Here is a 23611-nt window from a genome sequence, read left to right as displayed (position 1 = left end):
GACGCGAGATTGCGGCGCCGGACGGCCCGTTGAGGCGGGAGGCGACCATTCCATCTATGTAGCCAAAAGCGGACATTTCAATCTAGCCACTACAATCCAAACTGTCGATAATTCACGTTATGTAAAATCAAATATTGGATGACGGCTACCCCGTTTTCCCGCACGTCCCGACGATCTTCGATCGTGATAAATCCTTCCGACAAAGCGCTTAAGCAATTATCGGGCGCATGCCGTGCATGGCATGCGCCCGGTGACACGCGAAACCTGAAAAAATGCCCGCCGTAGCGGGCACACACGACACGCGTCAGACGGCCATCACCGTGACCGACTTCGTGACGAGGTACGGCTCGAGCGCTTCCGGCCCGCCTTCCGACCCATAGCCCGAATCCTTCACGCCGCCGAACGGCATTTCCGGCCACGGCGTTGCCGGCTGGTTGATCCACAGCATCCCGACTTCCAGGCGCTGCGTGAGCAGATGCACGTTCGCGAACGAACGCGTGAACGCATAGCCGGCCAGCCCGAACGGCAGACGGTTCGCTTCGGCGATCGCGTCCTCGAGCTTGTCGAAGCCGCGAATCGCCGCGACCGGGCCGAACGGCTCGTTGTTGAACACGTCCGCTTCGAGCGGCACGTCCGCGATCACGGTCGGCGCGAAGAAGTTGCCTTCCGAGCCGATCCGCTCGCCGCCGGTTTCGATGCGCGCACCGACCTTGCGTGCGTTGTCGACGACCGACGCCATCGCGGTGAGGCGGCGCGGGTTCGCGAGCGCACCGAGCGTCGTGCCTTCCTCGAGACCGTTGCCGACCTTCAGCCCTTCCGCATGCTTGACCAGCGCACGCGTGAATTCGTCACGGATGCTGTTGTGCACGAGGAAGCGCGTGGGCGAAATGCAGACCTGCCCTGCGTTGCGGAACTTCGCACCGCCGGCGGCCTTCACCGCGAGCGCGACGTCGGCGTCTTCCGCGACGATCACCGGTGCGTGGCCGCCCAGCTCCATCGTCGCGCGCTTCATGTGCAGGCCGGCCAGCGAGGCAAGCTGCTTGCCGACCGGCGTCGAACCGGTGAACGTGACCTTGCGGATCACCGGATGCGGAATCAGGTACGACGAGATTTCGGCCGGATCGCCGTACACGAGGCCGATCACGCCGGCCGGCACGCCGGCGTCGACGAACGCGCGCAACAGCGCGGCCGGCGACGCGGGGGTTTCTTCCGGCGCCTTCACGAGGAACGAACAGCCGGTCGCGAGCGCCGCGCTCAGCTTGCGCACGACCTGGTTGACCGGGAAATTCCACGGCGTGAATGCGGCAACCGGGCCGACCGGTTCCTTCACGACCGTCTGCTGCGCGCCGAGGTTGCGCGGCGGCACGATCCGGCCGTACACACGGCGGCCTTCGTCCGCGAACCATTCGATGATGTCGGCCGCCGACAGCACTTCGACGCGTGCTTCGGTGAGCGGCTTGCCCTGCTCCTGCGTCATCAGCTGCGCGATCGCGTCGGCGCGTTCGCGCACGAGTGCGGCGGCCTTGCGCATCGTCGCCGCGCGCTCGTGCGCGGGCACCTTGCGCCACGTTTCGAAACCGCGCTGCGCGGCGGCGAGCGCACGGTCGAGATCGGCGATGCCCGCGTGGGCCACCTTGCCGATCGGCTTGCCGGTCGCCGGGTTCACGACGTCGATCGTCTTGCCGCTCGCGGCGTCGACCCACTCGCCGTCGATCAGCAGTTGCGTATCCGTATAAGTCACGTTAGCCATCCAGACACCCCTACATTGCGTCGATTGAAGGCGCGCTGCCGCGAACAGCCGCGCGCCGGTTGACAGAAAGAGCCAGGCCGCCGGGGCAGGCACGCACCCGGCGGTGTCGACGACAGGCGCGGCCCGCCGTCGTCCCGCATCGCGCCGCGCTCAGTGCGCGGCCGCCGTCGCCTTGCGGAGTTTCGCGACGTCCGCCGCCTGCACGGCCGGCGCGCCGTTGTTCCAGCCGGCGCGCATGAACGTCAGCACGTCGGCAATCTGCTGGTCGTTCAGCTGGTTCGAGAACGCCGGCATCGGATAGGCGGACGGCACACCGCCGATCACGAGCGTGTCGCTGCCGTTCAGCGTCACGTTGATCAGCGACGATGCATCGGCCTCGAGCACGTTCGGATTGCCGGCGAGCGGCGCGAGCAGCGGCGCGTAGCCGCGCCCGTCCGCACCGTGGCAATGCAGGCAGTAAGCGTTATACACCTTCGCGCCCGGATCGGCTGCCGGCCGGCCCAGCGCCACCTGCGTCGCCTTCGGATCGTAGCTGTACGGCGGCGCACCGGTGCCGCCTGCGGCCGGCAGCGATTTCAGGTAGCGCGACATCGCGGCCAGGTCGTCGTCCGTCAACGCCTGCGTGCTGTGGTTGATCACGCTCACCATCGAGCCGAATGCGGTCGCGTGACGGTTCGCGCCGGTCTTCAGGAACTGCGCGACCTCGGCCTCGTTCCAGCGGCCGAGCCCCGTATTGTGCTCGCCGGTCAGGTTCGACGCGAACCAGTTGTCGATCGACGCACCCGACAGGAACGCCGTGCCGCGTTCGTCGAGTGCCTTCTCCTGGAAGCCGACACCGCGCGGCGTGTGGCACGACCCGCAGTGCCCGAGCCCCTGCACGAGATAGGCGCCGCGGTTCCACATCGCGTCCTTGTCCGGCTTGTCGGCATAAGGCGTCGAGTCGAGGAACACCATGTTCCACAGCGCGAGCGGCCAGCGCATGTTGAGCGGCCAGGGAATGTCGGACGGACGGTTCGCCTGCTTGACCGGCTCGACGCCGTGCATGAAGTACGCATACAGCGCCTTCACGTCGTCGTCCTTCAGCTTCGCGTACGACGGATACGGCATCGCCGGATACAGGTTGTGGCCGTCCTTCGCGACGCCCTTGCGCAGCGCGCCCGCGAACTCGGCTTCCGTATAGCCGCCAATGCCCGTCTCCGGATCGGGCGTGATGTTGGTCGTGTAGATCGCGCCCATCGGCGTGACCATCTTCAGGCCGCCCGCGAACGGCGTACCGCGCGGCGCGGTGTGGCACGCAACGCAGTCGCCGGCTTTCGCGAGATAGGCGCCGCGCGCGACGAGCGCGCTGTCGGTCGGTGCCGTTTCCGCGGCATGCGCGGTCGTGCCGGCCAGCAGCGCGGACAATGCAAGCAGCGATGCGCTGAGCGTGTTCAAGGTGAGGTTTCGCATGGTCGTCCCCTCCCTCAAGCCGTCTTCAGCTGGTTGCCGACCGGCAGCTTGCGCAGCCGCGTGCCGGTCGCCGCGAAGATCGCGTTCGACAGCGCCGCCGCCGTCGCCGCCGTGCCCGGCTCGCCGATCCCGCCCGGCGCTTCGCCGCTCTTCACCAGATGGACCTCGATCGGCGGCGTCTCGTTGATCCGCATCATCCGGTAGTCGGTAAAGTTGCTCTGCATCACGCGGCCGTCCTCGATCGTGATCTCGCCGTACAGCGCGCCCGTGATCCCGAAGATGATGCCGCCCTGCACCTGCGCCTCGATCGTGTTCGGATTGACGACCATCCCGCAATCGACCGCGCACACGGCGCGCTTGACCTGCACCTCGCCGCCGTCCACCGCGACGTCGATGACGATCGAGAAGAAGCTGCCGAACGCGTGCATCACCGACACGCCCCGCCCCTGCCCCTTCGGCAACGACGCGCCCCAGCCGGCCGCCTTCGTCGCGACGTCGAGCACGTTGCGTGCGCGCGGCGTCTTGTCGAGCAGCGCGCGGCGATATTGCACGGGGTCGGTCTTGGTCTGCGCGGCGAGTTCGTCGATGAAGCTCTCGACGACGAACGTGCCCCGGGTCGGCCCGACGCCGCGCCAGAACGCGGTCGGCACGTGGCGCGGCTCCTGGCGCACGTAGTCGACGAGCTGGTTCGGCAGGTCGTACGGCAGTTCGGCCGCGACCTCGACCGCGTCGGGATCGACGCCGTTCTGGAATGCGGGCGGCGCGAAGCGTGCCATGATCGACGAACCGACGATCCGGTGCTGCCATGCGACGGGCTTGCCGTTCGCGTCGAGGCCGGCCGAAATCTTGTCGTAGTAGCACGGCCGGTACATGTCGTGCTGAACGTCTTCCTCGCGCGTCCAGATCACCTTCACCGGCGCGTTGACCTGCTTGCCGACCTTCACGGCCTGGCCGATCATGTCGGTCTCGAGCCGACGCCCGAAGCCGCCGCCGAGCAGATGGTTGTGCACGACGATCTTGTCGGGCGACAGGCCCGTGAGTTGCTGCGCCGTGTCGACCGCGCGCGTCGGCACCTGCGTGCCGACCCAGATCTCGCAGCCGTCGCCGCGCACGTGCACCGTGCAGTTCACCGGCTCCATCGTCGCGTGCGCGAGCAACGGCTGTTCGTAGACGGCGTCGACACGCGTCTTCGCGTTCGCGAATGCCTTGCCGACGTCCCCTTCCTTGCGTGCGACCGCGCCCTTGCCGTTCGCCGCCGCCTGCGCGAGATCCGCGAACAGATCCTTGGTCGACACCTTCGCGCCCGCGCCCTCGTTCCACTTCACGACGAGTGCCGATGCGCCGCGCTTCGCGGCCCACGTGTGATCGCCGACCACCGCGACCGCGTTGTCGACGCGCACGACCTGGCGCACGCCGGGAATCTTTTTCGCGGCCGTATCGTCGACGCTCGCGACCGTGCCGCCGAATACCGGGCTGTTCACGATCACCGCGTACAGCATGCCGGGCAGGCGCACGTCGAGCCCGAACTGCGCGGTGCCGTCGACCTTCTCCGGCGAGTCGAGGCGCTTCGCGGGCGTGCCGATCAGCTTGAAATCCTCGGGCTTCTTCAGGACGACGTCCTTCGGCACCGGCAGTTTCGCCGCGGCGTCGGCCAACTGGCCGTACGATGCGCGCCGGCCGCTGGGCGGATGCTGCACTTCGCCGTTCGCCGCGCGGCAGGTGGCCGGATCGACGTTCCATTGTTTCGCGGCCGCCGAGACCAGCAGCGTGCGCGCGGTGGCGCCCGCGCGACGCATCGGTTCCCACGCGTAGCGCACCGACGTCGAGCCGCCGGTGAGCTGGCCGCCGAGCAGTGGATCCATGAACAGTTTCTCGTTCGGCGGCGCGTGGTCGAGCGTCACGTTCGACAGCGGCACTTCGAGCTCCTCGGCGATCAGCATCGGCAGCGCCGTATAGACACCCTGCCCCATCTCGACTTTCGGCATCACCAGCGTGACCTTGCCGGCACGGTCGATCTGCACGAACGCGTTCGGCGCGAACACGCCGGGCTGCGCCGGTTCGGCCGCGTCACCGCCGATCACCGAGCGCCGCGCATCGTCGCCCGCCGCCGGCAGGCTGAAGCCGAGCAGCAATCCGCCGCCGGCCGCCGCGCCAAGCGACATGCCGAGTTTGAGGAACGAACGGCGCGACACGCCCGCGCCGGCCCGACCTGCTTCGATCAATCCTCGCGACATGTCAGGCCTCCTTCGCGGCTTGCTTCACGGCCGCGCGAATCCGGTTGTACGTGCCGCAGCGGCAGATATTGCCGGCCATAGCCGCGTCGATGTCGGCGTCGCTCGGGTTGGGGTTCGACGCGATCAGCGCGGTGGCCGCCATCACCTGCCCCGACTGGCAGTAGCCGCACTGGACGACGTCGAGCTCGCGCCATGCCTGCTGGACCTTGTGGCCGGCCGGCGTCGCGCCGACGGCTTCGATCGTCGTGATCTTGCGGCCCGCGACGGCCGCGACCGGCAGGACGCACGAACGCGCGGCGACGCCGTCGAGATGCACGGTGCACGCGCCGCATTGCGCGATTCCGCAGCCGAACTTGGTGCCGGTCAGACCGACGACGTCGCGCAGTACCCAGAGCAAGGGCATGTCGTCGGGGGCGTCGACCGTGCGGGTTTCGCCGTTGATGTTGAGGGTGACCATTCAGCCTCCGGGCCGGTGTATTGGGGAAGCGGCGCGAACGACGTTGCGCCGTGTTTTCTTCATGTCCGCTGCGTGGTGCGCAACGGATGCCGCGCGGCCCTGATGGGGGCGAGCCGCGTGGGGGTACTGCATCGTTACTCGGCCACGTCGATGCCCGACAGCACCTTGATGACCGGCGGCGCCGTGAACCAGTCGGCCGACTTCACACGGAATTCGCCGAAATACGGGCTCGCGAGGTGCGCGTCGAACGCGGCCTGGTCGTCGTAGATCTCGTACAGGTGCAGGTTCGGCGAGCCGTCCTGTTCGCGGAACAGGTCGTAGCGCCGGTTGCCCGGTTCGGTACGCGTCTTCGCGACCATGCTGCGCAGTTCGGCCTCGGCGGCCTGCGCATGTTCGGGTTTCACGAACAGCGAAGCGATTACGTGAAGCGCCATGTCGTCACTCCTTTGGAAACGGAATCGAGCATGCCACAAGCTGGCGGCGCGCGACGCCAGCGTGCAACGCATGCGGGTGGTCGTACCGCGAGATCAAGCCAGTTCGTCCGGGCCGACGCGCACGACGACCTTGCCGAAATTCTTGCCGGCAAGCAAGCCGATCAGGGCTTCCGGTGCGTCGGCAAGCTCGGGAACGACGTCCTCGCGCGTCTTCACCTTGCCCTGCGCGACCCACTCGCTCATGTCCTTCAGGAATGGCGCATAGCCGGTCGCATAGTGATCGAGGATGATGAAACCCTGCATCCGGATGCGCTTGCGCAGGATCGTGCCCATCAGCGCCGGCACGCGATCGCGGCCGGTCGACACGGCCTTGTCGTCGTATGCCGTGTCGTTGTAATGCGCAATGATCCCGCAGACGGGCACGCGCGCATGGTCGTTCAGCAGCGGCCAGACCGCGTCGAACACCGCGCCGCCCACGTTCTCGAAATAGACGTCGATGCCGTTCGGGCACGCGTCCTTCAGCTTCGCGGCGAACGCCGGATCGCGATGGTCGACGCATGCGTCGAAGCCGAGCGTGCCGGTCACGTACGCGCACTTGTCGGCGCCGCCCGCGACGCCGACCACGCGGCAGCCCTTCAGCTTCGCGATCTGGCCGACCACTGCGCCGACCGCGCCGCTCGCTGCCGCGACGACCACCGTCTCGCCGGCTTTCGGCTCACCGATCTTCAGCAACCCCGTGTACGCGGTGAAGCCCGGCATGCCGAGCACGCCGAGGGCAAACGACGGATGCGCGAAATCGCGGCCGAGCGGGATCAGGTCGCGTCCGTCCGACAGCGCATAGTCCTGCCAGCCGGCTCCGGCGACGACGAGATCGCCTTCGCGGAAGGCAGGCAGGTTCGACGTTACGACTTGGCTGACCGTGCCGCCGACCATCGGCTGACCGAGCTCGGCAGGCGGCGCGTAGGACGGCGTGTCGTTCATCCGGCCGCGCATGTACGGATCGAGCGACAACCAGATCGTGCGCAGCAGCACCTGGCCGGCGCCCGGCGTCGGCACGTCGCCGGTTTCGGCGCGGAAGTTGTCCGGTGTCGGGGCGCCGACCGGGCGCGAATTCAGGATGATCTGGCGGTTTGTGGTCTTGCTTTGCGGCATGTGGGCCTCCGTCGACAGGAATGAAGGTGCTTCGTGAGCACGATCGGATCAGGGGTGGATCAGCAGAAGATGCGCGCCGGCGTTCACGCCGGCGTGGGCGCACACGGGCGGTTGGGACAATCGGGACAGCGTAACGCGGCGTGAAGCATTCGTCATGCGGATTTGAGTAGACCAGTCGTCTAGAATCAGGGCAAAAACAAGGCGCGCGGAAGCGCGCCCGGCTTACGACGGCGCACCGCCCTGCGCGGCCGGCGGCAGGTTCAGCATGCGCCGCGTTTCGACCATCGCTCTTTCGAGCGGCTGGCGGTTGCGGTGAATCTTTTCCAGCAGCGTCGCGCCCAGCCACAGCTCGTACAGGATCGCGGCCGTGTACGCCGGATCGTCGACCGCGCGCAGCGAGCCGTCGGCCAGCCCGGCCTCGATGCCGCCCGCGAGCCGTTCGATGATCTGGCTCGTGCCGCGTCGCAGCACCGCACGCATCGCCTCCGACAGGTCCGACACTTCCGCGCCGAGTTTCACCGCAAGGCACTTGCCTTCCGGATCGTCCGCGCACTGCGTGTGCAGCCAGTTGCCCCAGTACGTCATCAGGCGCTCGGCGCCGGTGCCGGCCTGCTGCTTGAGCAGGTTGTCGAGATGCGCGAGATAGCCTTCGAAATACGATTCGAGCAGCGCTTCGCCGAATGCCTCTTTCGAGCCGAAGTAATGGTAGAACGAGCCCTTCGGGATGCCCGCCGCAGCGAGAATCTCGTTCAGACCGACCGCCGAAAACCCCTTGTGGAGCATGATCGGCTTCGCGATATTCAGGATGTGCTGGCGAACTTCCGCGCCTGAAGATGCATTCATGATGGCGTATGGTAGCAACGATTAGACCGGTCGTCTAGCGACGTCGAACCGGCATGTTGAGCGGCACTTTACCCGATCCCCGGCGCGCGCCCAATGCCCGGCGGCGTTCCCCCCCCCCCGCCACGGCGTGCGCGGCGTCACACGGGCGACTCGGTTTCGTCGCAGGCGTTTCATCGATCTCCCGCTTAAATACGCGCGGCGCAAGTGCCGGCGGTGGCCCAACAGCAGCCGGCATTGCACACGTGTGCAATGCGCCGGACCGTCGTTGCCTCCTCTCGAACCCGTGACCAGGAACGCCCCATGACCGCCTCGAAACCCGCTCGCCCGCCCGCGCCGACCCGCCGGCGCTTCATCCAGCGCGGCGCCGCGCTGACCCTGTCGCCGCTCGTCGGCACGCTGGCCGCTTGCGGCGGCGACGGCAACACGACATCCGCGTCGTCGTTGGCCGCGACCGGCGGCGCGAATCCGGCCGCGCGCAGCTACGGCATCGCCGACCGCTCGATCACGATCAACGTCACCAATGCGATCCCGTCGACGTCGCTCGCGTTCGGCAATGCGGCGAGCCAGAGCGGCTCGACGCCGCAGGCATCGCAAGCGTTGGTCGCAACCGGGCAATCGACGGCCGTCCGCGCATCGAACAGCTGGGGCGATTGCACGGGGTCGTTCAGCCTCGCCGGCGGCGACGCGTCGTTCGCGATTGCCTACACGCATCCGTTCGGCTCGCAGCCGACCACCGTCGGCGTCACGCCGTCGGCCGGCTACGTGTCGGGCGCCGACGCCGCGACGTTTCCCGGCCACGACTCGGTCGCGAATCTCACCTTGTATCGCGGCGTCGCGACCGCGAACGGCGCATGGGTCGTCCCGCTCGCGCAACTCGCGACGCCGCCGTCCAACAACTGCCAGGATTTCGCGAACAGCATGTTCGGCAGCGGCGTGCGCACAGCCGCGGCCATCCAGTCTGCGTACCAGGGCACCGGGCCGCTCGGCTATGTGCCGCCTGCCGACTTCACCGGCGGCCAGCTCGCGGGCTTCGTCGCGCAATGGGTGCAGCGCTGGCAGAAAGGCGCGTCGTACACCGTGCTGCCCGGCGCCGATGCACAGCTCGTCGATGCGCTGAAGCAGTACGTGTCGAGCGCATCGAACGCCGGCCCGCTGACGATGTGGGTGCCGCAGATCGCGTGGGAGGCCGGCACGGATCCGGCGGTTTTCTCGCTGACGGGCTATCGCGCGTTTCCGTTCGTCGACGCGCAGGGCAACTGGGTCGCGGCGACGTTGTCCGCGTTCCTGACACTGCTGGCGGCCGGTTCGCACCTCGTCGCGATCAGTGCGACGAGCGATCTGCCGGCGGGCGTCACGATGCAGGCGTTCGACAGCTTCATGGGCGCGAGCGGGCTGACGACGTCGACGGATATCGGCAATTCGCACTATGCGTCGGTCGTGAACACGACGGGCCGTTACTACCTGAGCGTCGGCAACGATTTCGCGCCGGTGAACTGCGGGCTGATCCTGTCGTTCCTGTACGGGCGCACCGTGAACAACCTGCTCGCGGGTGCCGGTACGTACAACACGTTCATCCAGCTCGAAGGATGGCAGGCCGGCGGCTCACGTCACAACGCCGACTACGCGACGTATCAGCAGACGCTGTGGAACATCTCGACGTACGGCGCGTCCGCGTACAGCGAGAAGCGCGCGACGTCGATCTTCCTCGCGCCGGCCGGCTGGACGCCGCAGGTCTACCAGACGACGCGGATGATGCCGTACGTCGGCGCCTATGCGCAGTCGAACGGTACGCCGCAGGGCTGGCTGAATACGTCGCTCGTGACGATTCCGGCCGATGCGCCGCCGTTGCCGTCTCGGTATGTGACGAGTTGAGCGGAGTCGGGAGCGAGCTGTTTCGCGTTCGAATGCGTTGCGTTGCGTCGGGGCGGGCCGGCGCTCGAGGCGTGCGTCGAAATCGGTCGGCACATGCTCGCGGGTAGGCGGTCAACCCGCCGCTTCGCCGGTGCGCTTTCTCGTGCGGGTCTTCCGCTCTTCCCGCTGCGCGGCAGGTGCCGTCTTGACGCCGCGCAGCGGCGCCCGGCGGGCGAGTACCGCCATCTCGCGCCGCAACGTATCCAGTTCCTTGACGCGTGCCGCATCGGTCGCCTGCGCGCCGTCGAGTTGCCCCTGAAGCACGCCGCAACGATGCAGCGCGTCGCCGAGTTGCGTCTGCAGGTCGGCGATGTCCTTTCGGTGCCGCGCATCGCGTTGTTCCATGCGCGATGCGGTCGCGTCGAGTTCCTTTTGCAATCGCCCGGCCGCGAGCCGCTCGCGATCGATCTCCTGAAGCGCCCGTTTTTCCGACGCGCGCAGGCGTTCCTCGGCGCGGCCCGCGTCGTCGCGCAACCGGTCGAGCTGGGTCGTGAAATCCGCACGTGCCTGCGCGAGTGCGCGGTCGGCTTCCGTGTTGTCGGCCTTCAGGCGTTCGATATCCGCTTGCAGCGCTTGCCGCGAGGCTTCGTCGGCCGCCCTCGCCTGCTCCAGTTCCTGAATGCGTACCTGCGCAGCCAGCAACGCAGCCGTGCGTTGCTCCAGCGCGGTTTCGGTGCGGGTCAGCTCGGCCTGCAGCGTCGTGACCTCCGCTTTCGCCGCGGCGCGCTCTGCTTCGACTTCCGCGCGCAGCGCATCGAGCGCGGCAGCGGCATCGGTGCTCGACCGGCTCCAGAGTGCGGCGACCAGCTCGCCGGCTGCCGCCTGCAGATCGGCCGGCAAATCGGGATGCTCGATGCGCACGCGGCTCTTCTCCCGCAGCTCGGCCCAGAACTCGCCGAGGACGGCCGTCGGCGTGCTCATGCTGCCCTTGCGGACGAGCTGATACAGGCGGTTTGCCGTAGGCGTGATGCCGAAGCGGAAGAACAGCAGCGCGCAGGCTTCGCGGTAGAGCTCGCGGGTTTTCGGGAAGTCGGCCTTGAGGCGCTCGATTTCGGCGGTCAAGCGTGGTTCGTCGGCAGCGAGGTCGGACATGGCGATGTTCGGCGGGAATTTTGTAAATAATATAACGTAAACCGTTAAATATCAATCAATCACGGACTTTAATTTGACATTATTTCTATAATGTTGAATTTAATGGGCGTCGCTCTCCTGTCGATATCGCGGCACATGATCGACTGCCTCGCTTTCGCCTCGCCCCAGGCTGCATGGCAAACACGCTGCTACAGCTGCGCTGGAAAGCCGGCCGCCCCTGCCTTGCGGTGTCAACTGAAAAACCGAAGATCGCGGAGCCCGGCCGATGCGCGCGCAGTGCAGACCGCTGATGCCGCATCGACTGTCATGGATCTGCCACCGTCGACCGGTAGCGTTCGGGGCTGACCCACGCTATCGACAGACGAATCCGCCATGCAGCGCACGTCTCGCGCCACGCCCCACCTTTATGCGGCCACGTCGCGCGCCCTCGCCGTCAGCCTCGCGATCAACCTGATGCTGCTCGCCGCCGAGACGGCCGCGGCGTGGTCCGCGCATTCGTCGGGGCTGCTCGCGGATGTCGCGCATGCCGCGATCGACCTCGCGGCCGATGCGCTGATCCTCGTCGCATGCCGGCTCGACGCACGCCTGCCGCCGGAGCGGCGTCCGACCTACGAACCGCTCGCGCTCGCGGGCCTCGGCGCGCTGCTCGTCGCGACCGGCGCGCAGATGATCTGGCAGGCGATGAACCGGTTCGATGCGCCGCCCGTCGTGCAGCCGGGTGCGGCGACGCTCGCGCTCGTTGCCGTCACGCTCGTCGGCAAGGCCGCGTTGTCGCACTGGATGCTGCGCAAGGCGCGCGAGACCGGTTCCGCGCTGCTCGAGGCAACCGGCTGGCATGTGCGTACCGATGCGCTGTCGTCGTTGCTGGCGGCGCTCGCGATGAGCGCGGCGCTGGTCGGCTTCGCCCGCCTTGACGACGTGGCCGCGCTCGCGATCGGCGCGCTCGTGATCCGCACGGGCGCCGGGTTCGTCCGGCGCGGCTGCGCGCAATGGCCGGCGCTCGCCGGGTGGGCGAATCGATCGACGCGCGGATCGTGAACGCGGCGGGGTGAACGTCCGATACATGCCCTCGGCGGCACGGCATGAAGAAGAGGCTCGCACGGTGCGAGCCTCTTTTGCAGAAGGCCGTCGCCACCGCGCAATTCACGACCCCTCGCCCGATGCCGATGGCTCGGCCACTTACCCGAGCGGCACCGCACTTCCGAGCGGAATCCGCATGAGCGTTGCCTGCCGCGTGACACCCGCCTTCGAAAAGATCGCGCGCGGGTGCGTGCGCGCCGTGTGCTCCGGCGCCTGACCGCTCAGCCGGCGGCGCGCGCGCGGGCGAGCGCCGCGAGGTTTCCTTCGCCGAACCCGTGGTGCCCCTGGCGCTGCACGATCTCGAAGAAAATCTCACCGGGCCGGCGCTTCACGAAGGTCTGGAAGAACAGCTTCGGCACGCCGTCGCTGCCGATCTCGCCGTCGACCAGCACCGCACGGCGGCGCAGCGCATCGAGATCGACGCCGTGCCCCGGCAGCCGCGCATCGACGTCGTCGTAATAGCGCGCGGGCGGCTCGATGAATTCGACGCCGTTCGCACGCAGCGCATCGACGCACGACAGGATGTCGTCGGTGGCCAGCGCGACGTGCTGCACGCCCTCACCCGGATGATCGGGCAGATACGCGTGCATCAGCTCGGTGCGCCGCGTGCCTTCCTCGTAGACCGGAATCCGCACCGCGCCGCACGGCGACACCATCACACGCGATTCCTCGGACACATGCCAGTGGGCATCGATTTCGTGGATCTCGCGAAAATGCAGCAGGTCATGGTAGAAATCCAGCCACTCCCGCATGCGCCCGGCGCCGACGGTTTGCGTGAAGTGGTCGACCTGCTGCAGGCCGACGCCGACGCAGTCGAGATCGGTGTGCGCGGTGGCGATGTCGATCGGCCGGAAATCGATGTCGAAGATCGAGATGTCGCCGACGCCGCCGCGCTGGCCGCCCCGCCCGCGCCAGCGGTCGACGAAATACAGGTGCGAATCGCCGATGCCCTGGATCGCCGGGATCTTCAGCTCGCCCACGCCGACCTTTTCACCCTCGAACGCCCACGCGCCGAGCTCGATCGCGCGTTCGAACGCGCGCCGGGCGCTCGCCACCCGCAACCCGATCGCGCAGACGCCCATCCCGTATTCCTCCGCATAGCGCGCGGCGAACGAATCGGGCTCGGCATTGATCAGGAAGTGCATCTGCCCCTGCCGGTACAGCGTGACGTTCTTGCTGACGTGGCGTGCAATCGCCTTGAACCCGAGCTGCTCGAAGCGCTGCGCGAGCGCCTCCGGCACGGGCGCAGCGAATTCGACGAATTCGAGGCCGGCCATTCCGAGCGGATTGGCGGCCGGATCGGCAACGGGCGGCGTATCGCTGGGCAGGGGGTGGGAATTGCCGGGCATTCCAGTCTCCGGGGGCATGCGGTCGATGGGGATGGCGCCCGTCGCGTGCGGCGTGCGCGGCTGATGGTGGACCACGCATCCGCGCCGAACGGGCGAATTGTCGATGCTGCAGATTTTAACCAGATCGTTCACGACGGCACACCCTGGCCGAACGGGATATCGTCACGACGCCTAGTGCAAACCCGAAAAGCGTTCGATAATCGCACGAATTTGAACGATAATCGCGCATTTCGTCCGTTTGGCCAATTGCCGCCATGCGGCGCGCACCCTATTCTCCGTTCACCCATCGACTTCAATGCAGCATTGAACGCGGCGCCGCCACGATTCCACGATGCGCCGTGCCAGGAGACACCGCCATGACCCCAACCTTCGACACCCTCGACGCCGCGGCCGGCGCCCGAGCCCGCAACCAGGCCCGCAAGGCCGCGATCGGCAGCTTCGTCGGCGCCGTCGTCGACTGGTACGACTTCCTGCTGTACGGGATCGTCGCCGCGCTGGTATTCAATTCCGAGTTCTTCCCGAAAGTCAGTCCGACGATGGGCACGCTCGCGGCGTTTGCGACGTTCGGCGTCGGCTTCCTGTTCCGGCCGCTCGGCGGCGTCGTGTTCGGTCACTACGGCGACCGGCTCGGGCGCAAGCGGATGCTGGTGCTGACCGTGATGCTGATGGGGCTGTCGACGGTCGCGATCGGCCTGCTGCCGACATTCGCGACGATCGGCTGGTGGGCGCCCGTGCTGCTGGTGCTGATGCGCGCGATCCAGGGTTTCGCGGTCGGCGGCGAATGGGGTGGCGCGGCGCTGATGGCCGTCGAGAGCGCGCCCAAGCAAAAGAAGGCGTTCTACAGCAGCGGCGTGCAGGTCGGCTACGGTGTCGGCCTCGTGCTGGCAACGGGCATCGTGTCGATCCTGAGTCATACGCTCGGCGAGGCCGCGTTCAAGTCGTGGGGCTGGCGCCTGCCGTTCGTGTTCAGCATCGTGCTGGTGCTGATCGGGCTGTGGGTCCGCAAGAACATGGACGAGTCGCAGGAGTTCGTCGAGAAGGTCGAGCACGGCAATCGCAAGCTTCGCCTGCCGGTGCTGGAAGCACTGACGCGCCATCCGAAGGCGTTCCTGCTGATCATCGCGCTGCGGCTCGCCGAACTGTTCACGATGTATATCGTCACCGCGTTCGCGCTCAGCTATTCGACGACGAACCTCGGCATGTCGCGCGACCTGTTCCTGAACATCGGCCTGCTGGTCGGCGCGGTGAGCTGCGTGACGATCCCGTGCTTCGCGTGGCTGGCGGACCGTTACGGCCTGCGCCGGATCTACCTGATCGGCGCGCTGATCGGGCTCGCGTCCGCGGTGCCGTTCTTCGTCGCGCTGGAGGCGCGGTCGATCGCCTGGATCGTGATCTTCTCGATCCTGTTGGCGAACGCCGCGCACGACATGGTCGTAAGCGTCCAGCAGCCGCTGTTCACCGAGTTGTTCGGCGCCGAGTACCGCTATAGCGGCGCGGGTGTCGGCTACCAGTTCGCGAGCGTCGTCGGCGGCGGGTTCACGCCGTTCATCGCGGTCGGCCTCGTCAGCCTGGCCGGCGGTTCGTGGCACCTGGTCGCAGGCTATCTCGCGGTGGGCTGCCTGATCTCGCTGGTGGTCGCCGCGCGAATGCGCGCGGCGGGGTGAGGGAATGAGTGCGTGGCCGGCCCGACTCGCTGCCGGCCATTTTTCGTGCGTCGGCGGGCAATCGACCGCCGTATCGCGGGCCAACGTCAAACACCGTCAATCGCGCGCCCGATTCCCCCTTTTCCCCTCTGAACATTCCACGCCACCGGCCGACCAATGGCATCATATGGGCCTACGTCAGTCACCGATACGCCCCCATATCATGTCGAATCTCATCGTCCACGGCGGCACTCCGCTGCGCGGGGACATCAAGCCGTCCGCGAACAAGAACGCCGTCCTGCCGATTCTGTGCGCCACCCTGTTGACCGATCAGCCGTTGCGCCTCGTCGGCGTGCCGGACATCACCGACGTGCGCAAGATCCTCGACATCTTCCGCACGCTCGGCAGCGACGTGTCGGTCGACTTCACGACCGGCCTGCTCGAACTCCACCATCGCAACACCAGGTTCGATCCGGCCGTCCACCGGCTGCCCGAGGCGATGCGCTCGTCGATCATGCTGATTCCGCCGCTGCTCGCGCGCTTCGGCGTCGCGCGCCTCGAGAACGACGTGAAGGGCTGCACGCTCGGCGTGCGCGAGATCGACCCGCACGTCGAGGTATTCGAGCGCTTCGGCGCGCACATCGAGCGCACGCCCGATTCGCTGATCGTTCGCACCGACGGCCCGCTGACGGCCAACGATCACTGGTTCGACTACGCGTCGGTGACGACCACCGAGAACTTCGCGCTGTGCGCGACGGCCGCGAGCGGCACGTCAACGCTGATGAACGCGGCGTCCGAGCCGCACGTGCAGGAGTTCTGCCAGTTCCTCGCGATGATCGGCGTCTCGATCGAGGGCATCGGCACGTCGCGGCTGTGCGTGACGGGCGGCGGCAAGCTCGGCGGCGGCGAGTTCCGCTTCGCCGAGGATTTCCACGAGATCGCGACGTTCCTCGCGCTCGGCGCGATCACCGGCGGCGACATCACGGTGCGCAACTCGTCGCCCGAGCATTTCCCGCTGATCGATCGCACGTTCGCGAAGTTCGGCGTCAACGTCACGCACCGCGACGGCTGGTCGCGCGCGGAACGCGACGGCCCGCTGCGCGTGCGCCGGCCGTTCACGCAGAACATCCTGACCAAGGTCGAAGCCGCGCCGTGGCCGTACCTGCCGGTCGACCTGCTGCCGATCTTCATCGCACTCGGCGTGCGGGCGGAAGGCAGCGCGATGTTCTGGAACAAGGTCTACGACGGCGCGCTCGGCTGGTCCGGCGAGTTGTCGAAGTTCGGCGCGCACGTGCTGCTGTCCGATCCGCACCGGCTGATCACGTTCGGCGGGCTGCAACTGACGCCGGCACGCGTCGAGAGCCCGTACATCATCCGCGTCGCGATCGCGCTGCTGATGGTCGCCGCGAGCATCGAAGGCCGCTCGGAAATCATGAACGCGCTGCCGATTCGCCGCGCGCATCCGCATTTCGTCGAGAACCTGCGGTCGGTCGGCGCGAACGTCGAGTGGACAAGCAGCGAGTAACGCGCTGAAGCACGCGGCGCGCGCGATTCGGGCGCCGCGTTCACGTGGCGGCTTTGACCGGCCGCCGGCCTCTGCCAGGCCCCCTTCCCGCGTTACTCGCCGCCACTGCAATCGGCGTCGCCGGCGCCCATGTGGTCGAATCCATTGAGCATCACGGCCGTCGTGCCGCGTGCAGGGTTGCTCGGCCGCTTCGCGAGGCGTTCATCGAGCGCGGCCGACGGATACTGGACGCTCGTATCCATCACATTGCCCGGCTGCGACCGCAGTTCCGCCTCGGTCAGCTTGCTTCCCTCCGCACGCGGCAGCCCGAATGCCTTGCGCACCTCCGCTTCGTTCCACGTTCCCTTCAGCGTGACCGTGACCATTTGCAGGTTGCCATGCTCCCAGTCCAGGTCGACCTTCGTCGCGAGCGGATGCACGCTGGCCGCAAGCCGGTCGGGGAACGCCGGGCCTTCGTAGTACGCCTTCGTGTTCTTGCATGCGTCGCCCGCGTTCCGGTACTTCTTGAGCGCGCAATTGAAGCGTTTGTCGCGGTAACCGAACGTCGTTTCGACGTAGCAGCCGAATGCCGGCGACGCCATGCGGGGCCACGCACGGATGTCGACGGCCGGTTTGGGGAGGGTTGCGTCGCCAGTCGCGGGATTCGCCGCGGCAAGCAGCGGCACGGCCGCGGCGAGCGCGGCCAGGGCGGATTCTCGGATTTTCATTGTTCTGTTCCAGTCGGAGCGGCGATTCTAGCGCGGCTTCGCCAGCCCGGTCGATCTGCGCGATAATCGCCCAATTCTGCGCGCTCACCGCGCACACGCGTTCCGCCATCCACCGATGAAAAAGCCCGAGCTCGACCGACGCGACTGGATTGCCGGCCTCGAAAAAGGCCTGATGATCCTCGAAGCCTTCGACAGCCAGCACGCACGCATGACGCCCACGCAGGCCGCCGCCCGCACGGGCCTCACGCGCACGGCCGCGCGGCGCTACTTGCTGACGCTCGAATCGCTCGGCTACGTGTACACCGACGGCAAGCTGTACGGCCTCACGCCGCGCGTGCTGCGGGTCGGCTGGTCGTACTTTGATTCGGCGCGTCTGCCGCGCACGGTCCAGCCCTATCTGCAACAACTGAGCGCGTCGCTGAACGAATCGGCGTACGTCAGCGTGCTCGATGGCTGGGAACTGGTGTTCATCGCGCGCAATGGCGTGTCGCGGGTGATGACGACCGGCTTCGTGCTCGGCGCACGCGTGCCGGCGCCGCTGACGTCGCCGGGGGTCGTGCTGCTCGCCCATCACCCCGATCGCGAGGCCGTGCGCGCGTGGCTCGACGAAACCGAGCTGCCGCCGTTCACGCCGCATACGATCACCAACAAGGCGCGGCTGCTCGAACAGGTGGACCATGCGCGCGACGCCGGTTTCGCGGCGATCGAGCAGCAATTGCAGGTCGGCGTGCGCGGGATCGCGGTGCCGCTGAAGAACCGTCACGGCGAAGTGGTCGCCGCGCTGAGCACGAACATGCCGATCGGCGCGGAGACGGCCGACGCAGCCGTGCGGCGCGTGCTGCCGCACCTGCAGGAAGCCGCACTCGCGATGCTCAACGTGCTGTAGCGGCGGGCAGCCCCACCTGCTCCGTCATCCGATCCGCCACCATCGCGGCAGCAGGTCGCGTACTTCGCGCCTGCGATACCGGTCGTCGATCAGGTGCACGACACCTTCGTCGTGCTCGGTGCGGATCACGCGCCCGGCCGCCTGCACGACCTTCTGCAAGCCCGGATACAGGTACATGTAGTCGTAGCCGTTGCCGAAACGCGCCTCCATCGTGCGCCGCATCTGCTCGTTGATGTCGTTGACCTGCGGCAGCCCGAGCGTCGCGATGAACGCGCCGATCAGCCGCTCGCCGACCAGGTCCACGCCTTCCGAAAACGCCCCGCCCAGCACGGCGAAGCCGACGCCGCGCCCGCCCGCGTCGAAGCGCGCGAGAAACGCGTCGCGCTCGCTTTCGGCCATGCCGGGCGCCTGAGCCCATACGGGCACGTCGGGATGGCGCGTTTGCATCAGCGCGACCACGCGCCCGAGGTAGTCGAAGCTGCTGAGGAAACCGAGGTAGTTGCCGGGCCGCGTCGCGTATTGCGCGGCGATCAGGTCGGCGATCGGTTCGAGCGACCGGTCGCGATCGCGCCAGCGCGTCGACACGTGACTCGCGACGCGCACCGTCAGCTGCTCGGCGCGGAACGGCCCGTCGACGTCGAGCCAGCCGGTATCGCTCGGCAGCCCGAGCGTGTCGCGATAGAAATGGAACGGGCTCAGCGTGCCCGAGAACAGCACGGTCGCGCGTGCGGTGTCGTAGCGCGCGGCCAGAAAGCCGGCCGGAATCACGTTGCGCACGCACAGCGTCGACTGGACGCGGCGGCGCCGGCTCGCCGAGGCGACACCATCGAGCGCCGGCTGGCGCGGCATCGGTTGGCCATGCAGCGTCGCGTCGAAGATCGATGCGCTGTCGAACGCTTCGGCGAGTACGCCGAACTGGATCGCGTCGAAATGAAATCGCAGCAGCGCATCGCCGTTCGCGCGCGGCGCGTCGGTCAGGTGTTCGCCGATCGCCGCGACGAGGTTCTGCACGGCCGACACGATCGGGCCCGGCACGTCCGGATACGCGGCATAACGCTCGGTCTGCGCGCGATTGACCGTGCCCCAGGCACGAGCGAGCCGGTCGAACGCCTTGCGCAGCGCCGCCGGCGCAGCTTCGCGGGCGGCCGCGAACGCGAACGGATCGAGCGACGCGCTGTACATCCTGCGCGCGCGGTCGAGCAGGTTGTGCGCTTCGTCGACGAGCACGCCGACGCGCCACTGGTTCTGCTGCGCGAGCGTATGCAGCATCGCGCTGCCGTCGTAGTAGTAGTTGTAGTCGCCGATCACCATGTCCGACCAGCGCGCGAGTTCCTGCGACAGGTAGTACGGACAGACGTCGTGAGCCCGCGCGGCCGTGTGCACGGTATCGCGATCGAGCAGCCCGGCCTCGATCGCCGCATCGCGCGCGGCCGGCAGCCGGTCGTAGAAGCCTTTCGCGAGCGGGCACGATTCGCCATGGCACGCGCTGTCCGGATGCTCGCACGCCTTGTCGCGCGCGACGAGTTCCAGCACGCGCAGCGGCAGCGCGCGCGTGCCGGCGCCGAGCGTCGTCGCCGCTTCGAGCGCGAGCGCCCGGCCGGGCGTTTTCGCGGTCAGGAAGAATACGTGGTCGAGTTCGCCCTCGCCGCACGCCTTCAGCAGGGGAAACACGGTGCCGAGCGTCTTGCCGATGCCGGTCGGCGCCTGCGCCATCAGGCAGCGCGCGTCGCGCGCCGCGCGATAGACCGAGACCGCCAGCTCGCGCTGGCCGCTGCGGAACTGCCCGTGCGGAAATGCCAGCGCACGCAGCGCCGCGTCGCGTGCGGCGCGATGAGCCGTTTCGCGCTCGGCCCAGCCGACGAAGCATGCACATTGCTCGGCGAAGAACGTGGCGAGCGTGCCGGCATCGAGCGTCTCGGTCAGCACGGTCTCGCGCTCGGACACGATGTCGAAATACACGAGCGCGACGTCGATTTCCTTCAGGCCGCGCGCGTCGCACATCAGGTGCGCATAGACCTTCGCCTGCGCCCAGTGCAGCGTGCGGTGGTTGGCCGGCATCGCGTCTAAGCTGCCGCGATAGGTCTTGATTTCCTCGATGCGGTTCGCCACGGGATCGTAGCCGTCCGCGCGGCCGCGCACGGTGAGCGTGCCCCACGTGCCCGTTAGCGCGATCTCGGTTTCGTAGCGCGCGCCGCGCTTCGACGTGACCGCGCCGTGGCCGGCGATGCCTTCGAGCGCGGTCGGCGCGGGCGTGAAGCGCAGGTCGAGATCGCCGCGCCGCGCGGTGAACTCGCACATCGCACGCACCGCGACGACGTAGCTCATGCGGACAGCCCCGCCGCTTCCGCGCGCGCCACGCCCTCGCCGGCCCATGCCACGTCGACGACGCGCACCGGCATGCCGTGCGCGACGCAGTAGGCGAGCCAGCGCGTCTGGTTGTCCTGCAACCGGTCGCCGGGGCCTTTCACCTCGATCAGCTCGTAACGGCGCTCATCGGGCCAGAAGCGGACCAGATCGGGCAGCCCCGAGCGGTTGCTGCGGATATCCGCGAGCAGGCGCGTGAACCACAGCCGCAGGTGCTCGGGTGGCAGGCACGCGAGCGCCTCTTCGAGCAGCGCGTCGGTCAGCACGCCCCAGAATACGAACGGCGACTGCAACCCCGCCTTCGTCGCGAAATGCCGGCGGATCGTGTCGCGGTACGCGCCCGAATCGAGCTGCGCGAAACAGGCGTCGAATGCGTCCGCCCGGCGCACGGCGAAATCGGGCGCGTGCAGGTCGGCCGGGCCGCGCTGGAACGGGTGGAAGAACGCACCGGGCACGGCCGCGAACACGGGCTCCCAGCACAGCAGGCCGAACAGCGAATTGATCAGCGTGTTTTCGACGTAATGGACCGGCGCCGCCGGCTGCGCGAGATGATCGCGCACCGCGAATTCGACGCTGACGAACGCGTCGGGACGCGCGAGCACGAGCGTCTCGCGCGGCACGTCGGCCGCGGCTGCCGCACGTTCGACGCGCTGGCCGGCGCGGCGCAGCAGACGCGGCAGCATGCGCTCGACGCGCTGGCGTTCCTCGTCGCTCTCGAAGCGGCCGCGCGCATCGAGCGCCAGCGCGAGCGCGTCGGCGTCGCGCCCGCAGCGCTCGAGCACGCGGATGCGCCGGTGGCGGCTGCCGGGCCACGCGCTGCGCGCATACGCATCGAGCGCGGCGTCCCAGTCGGCCCGCCGCTCGCAGGTCTGCCCGAGCGCAAACAGCAGTTTCGCGCGACGCGTCGCGAGCCATGGCTGCGCGCAGCCGACCGCATCGATCGCGCGCGTCAGGTCGTCGAACGGCACGTCGTCGGGCCACGCATCGAGCGCGTCGCGGCACGTCTGAAGCGCGAGATACGCGTCGACGTCGCCGCGCTGCTGGAACGCGCGCGACGACGGCGCGATCGGCACGCTTTCGTACTGGAACACGCCGAGATCGGCGAGCACGAACTCGCTCCAGTCCTGATGGAGATTGCCGAAGAACATCAGCCGCAGCCGGTCGCACAATGCGCCGACCGTCACGCGCAGCACACGGTCGCCGGCCTGCGCGCACCACGCGTCGAGCGGCTGCGCGGTGTCGTCGTACGTGGCCCGCAGCCGTTCGAGCCATTCGGGCTTGCGCTCGCCCGCATGCGCCGCGAGCGACGGGAAGATGTGCAGCAGGTCGGCCTTGGTCGACAGCGCGAACAGCGCGTCGAGCGTGAGCGCGGGCGCCGGGTCGACCCAGCCGAGCGCGACGAGCGGCGCGGCCGCGTCGAGCGTGCAGCCGATTTCGTCGTACACGAGCTTGCTCGCGCGGAAGTCGGACCCGCTGCGCATCAGCATCCGCACGAGCAGCGCGCGCGACGGCTGCGGCAGCGTCGCGAACTGCCGGACGAACGTGTGCTCGTGCGCGTCGAACAGGTCGTCGTAACGCTCGCCGAGCCAGGCCAGCGCGCGTTCGAAATTGGTCAGGTAGTAAAACGCCGGGGGCGTCGGCGAAGCAGGCGTCACGGAGATCGATCACTGTACGTTTGTACAGGTCGGAATCATATCAAATGTGACGGCCGATGCCGCGTGCGGCATCGGCCCTCCGCGGCCCGGCGCGGTCAGAACTGGTAATTCACCGACATGTCGAACACGCCGTTGGTCGACTGCTGCGTGATCGGGCTGCGCGCCGCGCGGCCGACGAGCTGCTCGAGCGCGCCGTCCATCGTGACGAACCAGTGCTTGTTCACGAACCACACCATCGTCACGCCGACGCCGGCCGACTTGATCCCCGCGCCCGACGAATAGGCCGGCAGCCCGGAGCGCGCGGCGGCGCCCGCGTTCACGCCGAACCAGCTGTTCATGTAGCGCGAGTCGGCGAACGACACGGTCGGCCCCGCGAACCAGAAGAAATTCTCGTTGCTGCCCGGCATCGGCATGTACGCGGAGAAATCGCCGGTCCAGCCGTTCGAGCCGCCGATGCTGCGCCGGACATCCGCACGCAGCACGAGCGGGAAATCCTTCGAGATCACGTAATCGGCCGCCAGTTTCATCACGGGCGCCGCATTGATGTTGTCGAGGCCGTTCAGGTGGCCGAGATCGTCGGCCGAGCGGCGCCCGAGGTCATAGCCGACCGACAGGCTCACGCGCCAGTTCGGCCCGCGCAGCACGTTCGCGCCGAGGCCTTCGCCCGTCGACAGGAAAAACAGGTCGCGGTAGCGGATGTCGACGTTCGGGCCGCCCATCACGCGATAACGATCCGAGCCCGCGTAGCGGGGCTGCAGCGTCATCGCGGCGCCGAGGCTGACCTGCCAGGTCGGAATGTTCGGGTCGAACAGTTTCTGGAGCGGCACGCCCGCCGAGTATTGCCATTCGCCGAGCGGCGAAGGCGTCTGGGCCGACGCTTCGCGGGCGCCGGACGCGGCGAGCGCCGCGAATGCCGAAAGACCGGATACGAACCGGCGGGTGCCGGGTGACAGCAACAGGCGAGCAACTGTGGCCAAGGTGGTCTCCGTCGGTTGCGCGAAACGAACCTGGGGGAAAGCGCATCGCGCGTCGTCGGCGGCACCGGCCGGCAGCGTGCTGCGCGAACGTAGCGTGCGCTGA

General features: G+C 68.0%; 18 protein-coding genes. 5 read left to right on the top strand and 13 right to left on the bottom strand.

Annotation, left to right across the window (positions count from 1 at the left end; genetic code table 11):
• Positions 1-304: 304 nt before the first annotated feature.
• The 7 genes from AC0KUR_RS21800 to AC0KUR_RS21770 all read right to left on the bottom strand — a co-directional run bounded on the left by AC0KUR_RS21800 (position 305) and on the right by AC0KUR_RS21770 (position 8319).
• Positions 305-1750 (bottom strand): NAD-dependent succinate-semialdehyde dehydrogenase, encoded by a 1446-nt coding sequence (locus tag AC0KUR_RS21800; protein WP_034191383.1) that lies wholly within the window; start codon positions 1748-1750, stop codon positions 305-307.
• A gap of 150 nt (positions 1751-1900) precedes the next feature.
• Complete coding sequence (locus AC0KUR_RS21795; RefSeq protein WP_034191384.1) at positions 1901-3199, bottom strand: c-type cytochrome; 1299 nt, start codon at positions 3197-3199, stop codon at positions 1901-1903.
• A gap of 14 nt (positions 3200-3213) precedes the next feature.
• Complete coding sequence (locus tag AC0KUR_RS21790; RefSeq protein ID WP_124609847.1) at positions 3214-5433, bottom strand: xanthine dehydrogenase family protein molybdopterin-binding subunit; 2220 nt, start codon at positions 5431-5433, stop codon at positions 3214-3216.
• Between the two features lies 1 nt (position 5434).
• Positions 5435-5890, bottom strand: coding sequence for a (2Fe-2S)-binding protein (locus AC0KUR_RS21785; RefSeq protein WP_021162722.1), 456 nt, complete (start codon positions 5888-5890; stop codon positions 5435-5437).
• Between the two features lie 134 nt (positions 5891-6024).
• The gene (locus AC0KUR_RS21780) at positions 6025-6324 is read right to left on the bottom strand and encodes a putative quinol monooxygenase (RefSeq protein ID WP_034191386.1); all 300 of its coding nucleotides are present in this window, start codon (positions 6322-6324) and stop codon (positions 6025-6027) included.
• A 93-nt stretch (positions 6325-6417) separates the two neighbouring features.
• A complete protein-coding gene (locus tag AC0KUR_RS21775; RefSeq protein WP_059556529.1) occupies positions 6418-7476 on the bottom strand; it encodes an NADP-dependent oxidoreductase in 1059 nt (352 codons plus the stop codon).
• A gap of 222 nt (positions 7477-7698) precedes the next feature.
• Positions 7699-8319, bottom strand: a complete 621-nt coding sequence (locus AC0KUR_RS21770; RefSeq protein ID WP_034191388.1) for a TetR/AcrR family transcriptional regulator — start codon at positions 8317-8319, stop codon at positions 7699-7701.
• A 300-nt stretch (positions 8320-8619) separates the two neighbouring features.
• Here AC0KUR_RS21770 and AC0KUR_RS21765 point away from each other — a divergent pair, with 300 nt between their 5' ends.
• The gene (locus AC0KUR_RS21765; protein ID WP_473376413.1) at positions 8620-10191 is read left to right on the top strand and encodes a hypothetical protein; all 1572 of its coding nucleotides are present in this window, start codon (positions 8620-8622) and stop codon (positions 10189-10191) included.
• A 111-nt stretch (positions 10192-10302) separates the two neighbouring features.
• Here the strand turns inward: AC0KUR_RS21765 and AC0KUR_RS21760 are convergent, their stop codons facing one another.
• Positions 10303-11322 (bottom strand): DNA-binding protein, encoded by a 1020-nt coding sequence (locus AC0KUR_RS21760; RefSeq protein WP_473376412.1) that lies wholly within the window; start codon positions 11320-11322, stop codon positions 10303-10305.
• A 372-nt stretch (positions 11323-11694) separates the two neighbouring features.
• Here AC0KUR_RS21760 and AC0KUR_RS21755 point away from each other — a divergent pair, with 372 nt between their 5' ends.
• Positions 11695-12360 (top strand): cation diffusion facilitator family transporter, encoded by a 666-nt coding sequence (locus AC0KUR_RS21755; RefSeq protein ID WP_175027505.1) that lies wholly within the window; start codon positions 11695-11697, stop codon positions 12358-12360.
• A 263-nt stretch (positions 12361-12623) separates the two neighbouring features.
• On the opposite strand, the gene AC0KUR_RS21750 is transcribed toward AC0KUR_RS21755, so the two are convergent.
• Complete coding sequence (locus AC0KUR_RS21750; RefSeq protein ID WP_034191392.1) at positions 12624-13751, bottom strand: 4-hydroxyphenylpyruvate dioxygenase family protein; 1128 nt, start codon at positions 13749-13751, stop codon at positions 12624-12626.
• Positions 13752-14107: 356 nt separating this feature from the next.
• Here AC0KUR_RS21750 and shiA point away from each other — a divergent pair, with 356 nt between their 5' ends.
• Together shiA and AC0KUR_RS21740 are read left to right on the top strand one after the other, a co-directional pair.
• Positions 14108-15415: a shikimate transporter gene (gene shiA / locus AC0KUR_RS21745; RefSeq protein ID WP_049028589.1), complete on the top strand. Its 1308-nt coding sequence runs from the start codon at positions 14108-14110 to the stop codon at positions 15413-15415.
• A gap of 202 nt (positions 15416-15617) precedes the next feature.
• Complete coding sequence (locus tag AC0KUR_RS21740; RefSeq protein WP_034191394.1) at positions 15618-16919, top strand: UDP-N-acetylglucosamine 1-carboxyvinyltransferase; 1302 nt, start codon at positions 15618-15620, stop codon at positions 16917-16919.
• A 92-nt stretch (positions 16920-17011) separates the two neighbouring features.
• On the opposite strand, the gene AC0KUR_RS21735 is transcribed toward AC0KUR_RS21740, so the two are convergent.
• A complete protein-coding gene (locus tag AC0KUR_RS21735; protein ID WP_034191395.1) occupies positions 17012-17626 on the bottom strand; it encodes a hypothetical protein in 615 nt (204 codons plus the stop codon).
• A 115-nt stretch (positions 17627-17741) separates the two neighbouring features.
• On the opposite strand from AC0KUR_RS21735, the gene AC0KUR_RS21730 reads away from it, so the two are divergent.
• The gene (locus AC0KUR_RS21730; RefSeq protein WP_034191396.1) at positions 17742-18512 is read left to right on the top strand and encodes an IclR family transcriptional regulator domain-containing protein; all 771 of its coding nucleotides are present in this window, start codon (positions 17742-17744) and stop codon (positions 18510-18512) included.
• 24 nt (positions 18513-18536) lie between these two features.
• Here AC0KUR_RS21730 and AC0KUR_RS21725 read toward each other — a convergent pair whose 3' ends face one another.
• The 3 genes from AC0KUR_RS21725 to AC0KUR_RS21715 all read right to left on the bottom strand — a co-directional run bounded on the left by AC0KUR_RS21725 (position 18537) and on the right by AC0KUR_RS21715 (position 23508).
• Positions 18537-20837, bottom strand: coding sequence for an ATP-dependent DNA helicase (locus tag AC0KUR_RS21725; RefSeq protein ID WP_473376411.1), 2301 nt, complete (start codon positions 20835-20837; stop codon positions 18537-18539).
• Positions 20834-22531 carry a VRR-NUC domain-containing protein gene (locus tag AC0KUR_RS21720; protein ID WP_301740893.1) on the bottom strand — a complete coding sequence of 566 codons (1698 nt, stop codon included), beginning with the start codon at positions 22529-22531 and terminating at the stop codon, positions 20834-20836. Before AC0KUR_RS21720 ends, AC0KUR_RS21725 begins: the two co-directional genes overlap by 4 nt.
• A gap of 95 nt (positions 22532-22626) precedes the next feature.
• Complete coding sequence (locus tag AC0KUR_RS21715; RefSeq protein ID WP_473376410.1) at positions 22627-23508, bottom strand: MipA/OmpV family protein; 882 nt, start codon at positions 23506-23508, stop codon at positions 22627-22629.
• Positions 23509-23611 lie beyond the last annotated feature (103 nt).

This window comes from Burkholderia sp. YHN3-13 (assembly GCF_055810675.1).
This window is presented reverse-complemented; position numbering and strand designations above follow the sequence as displayed.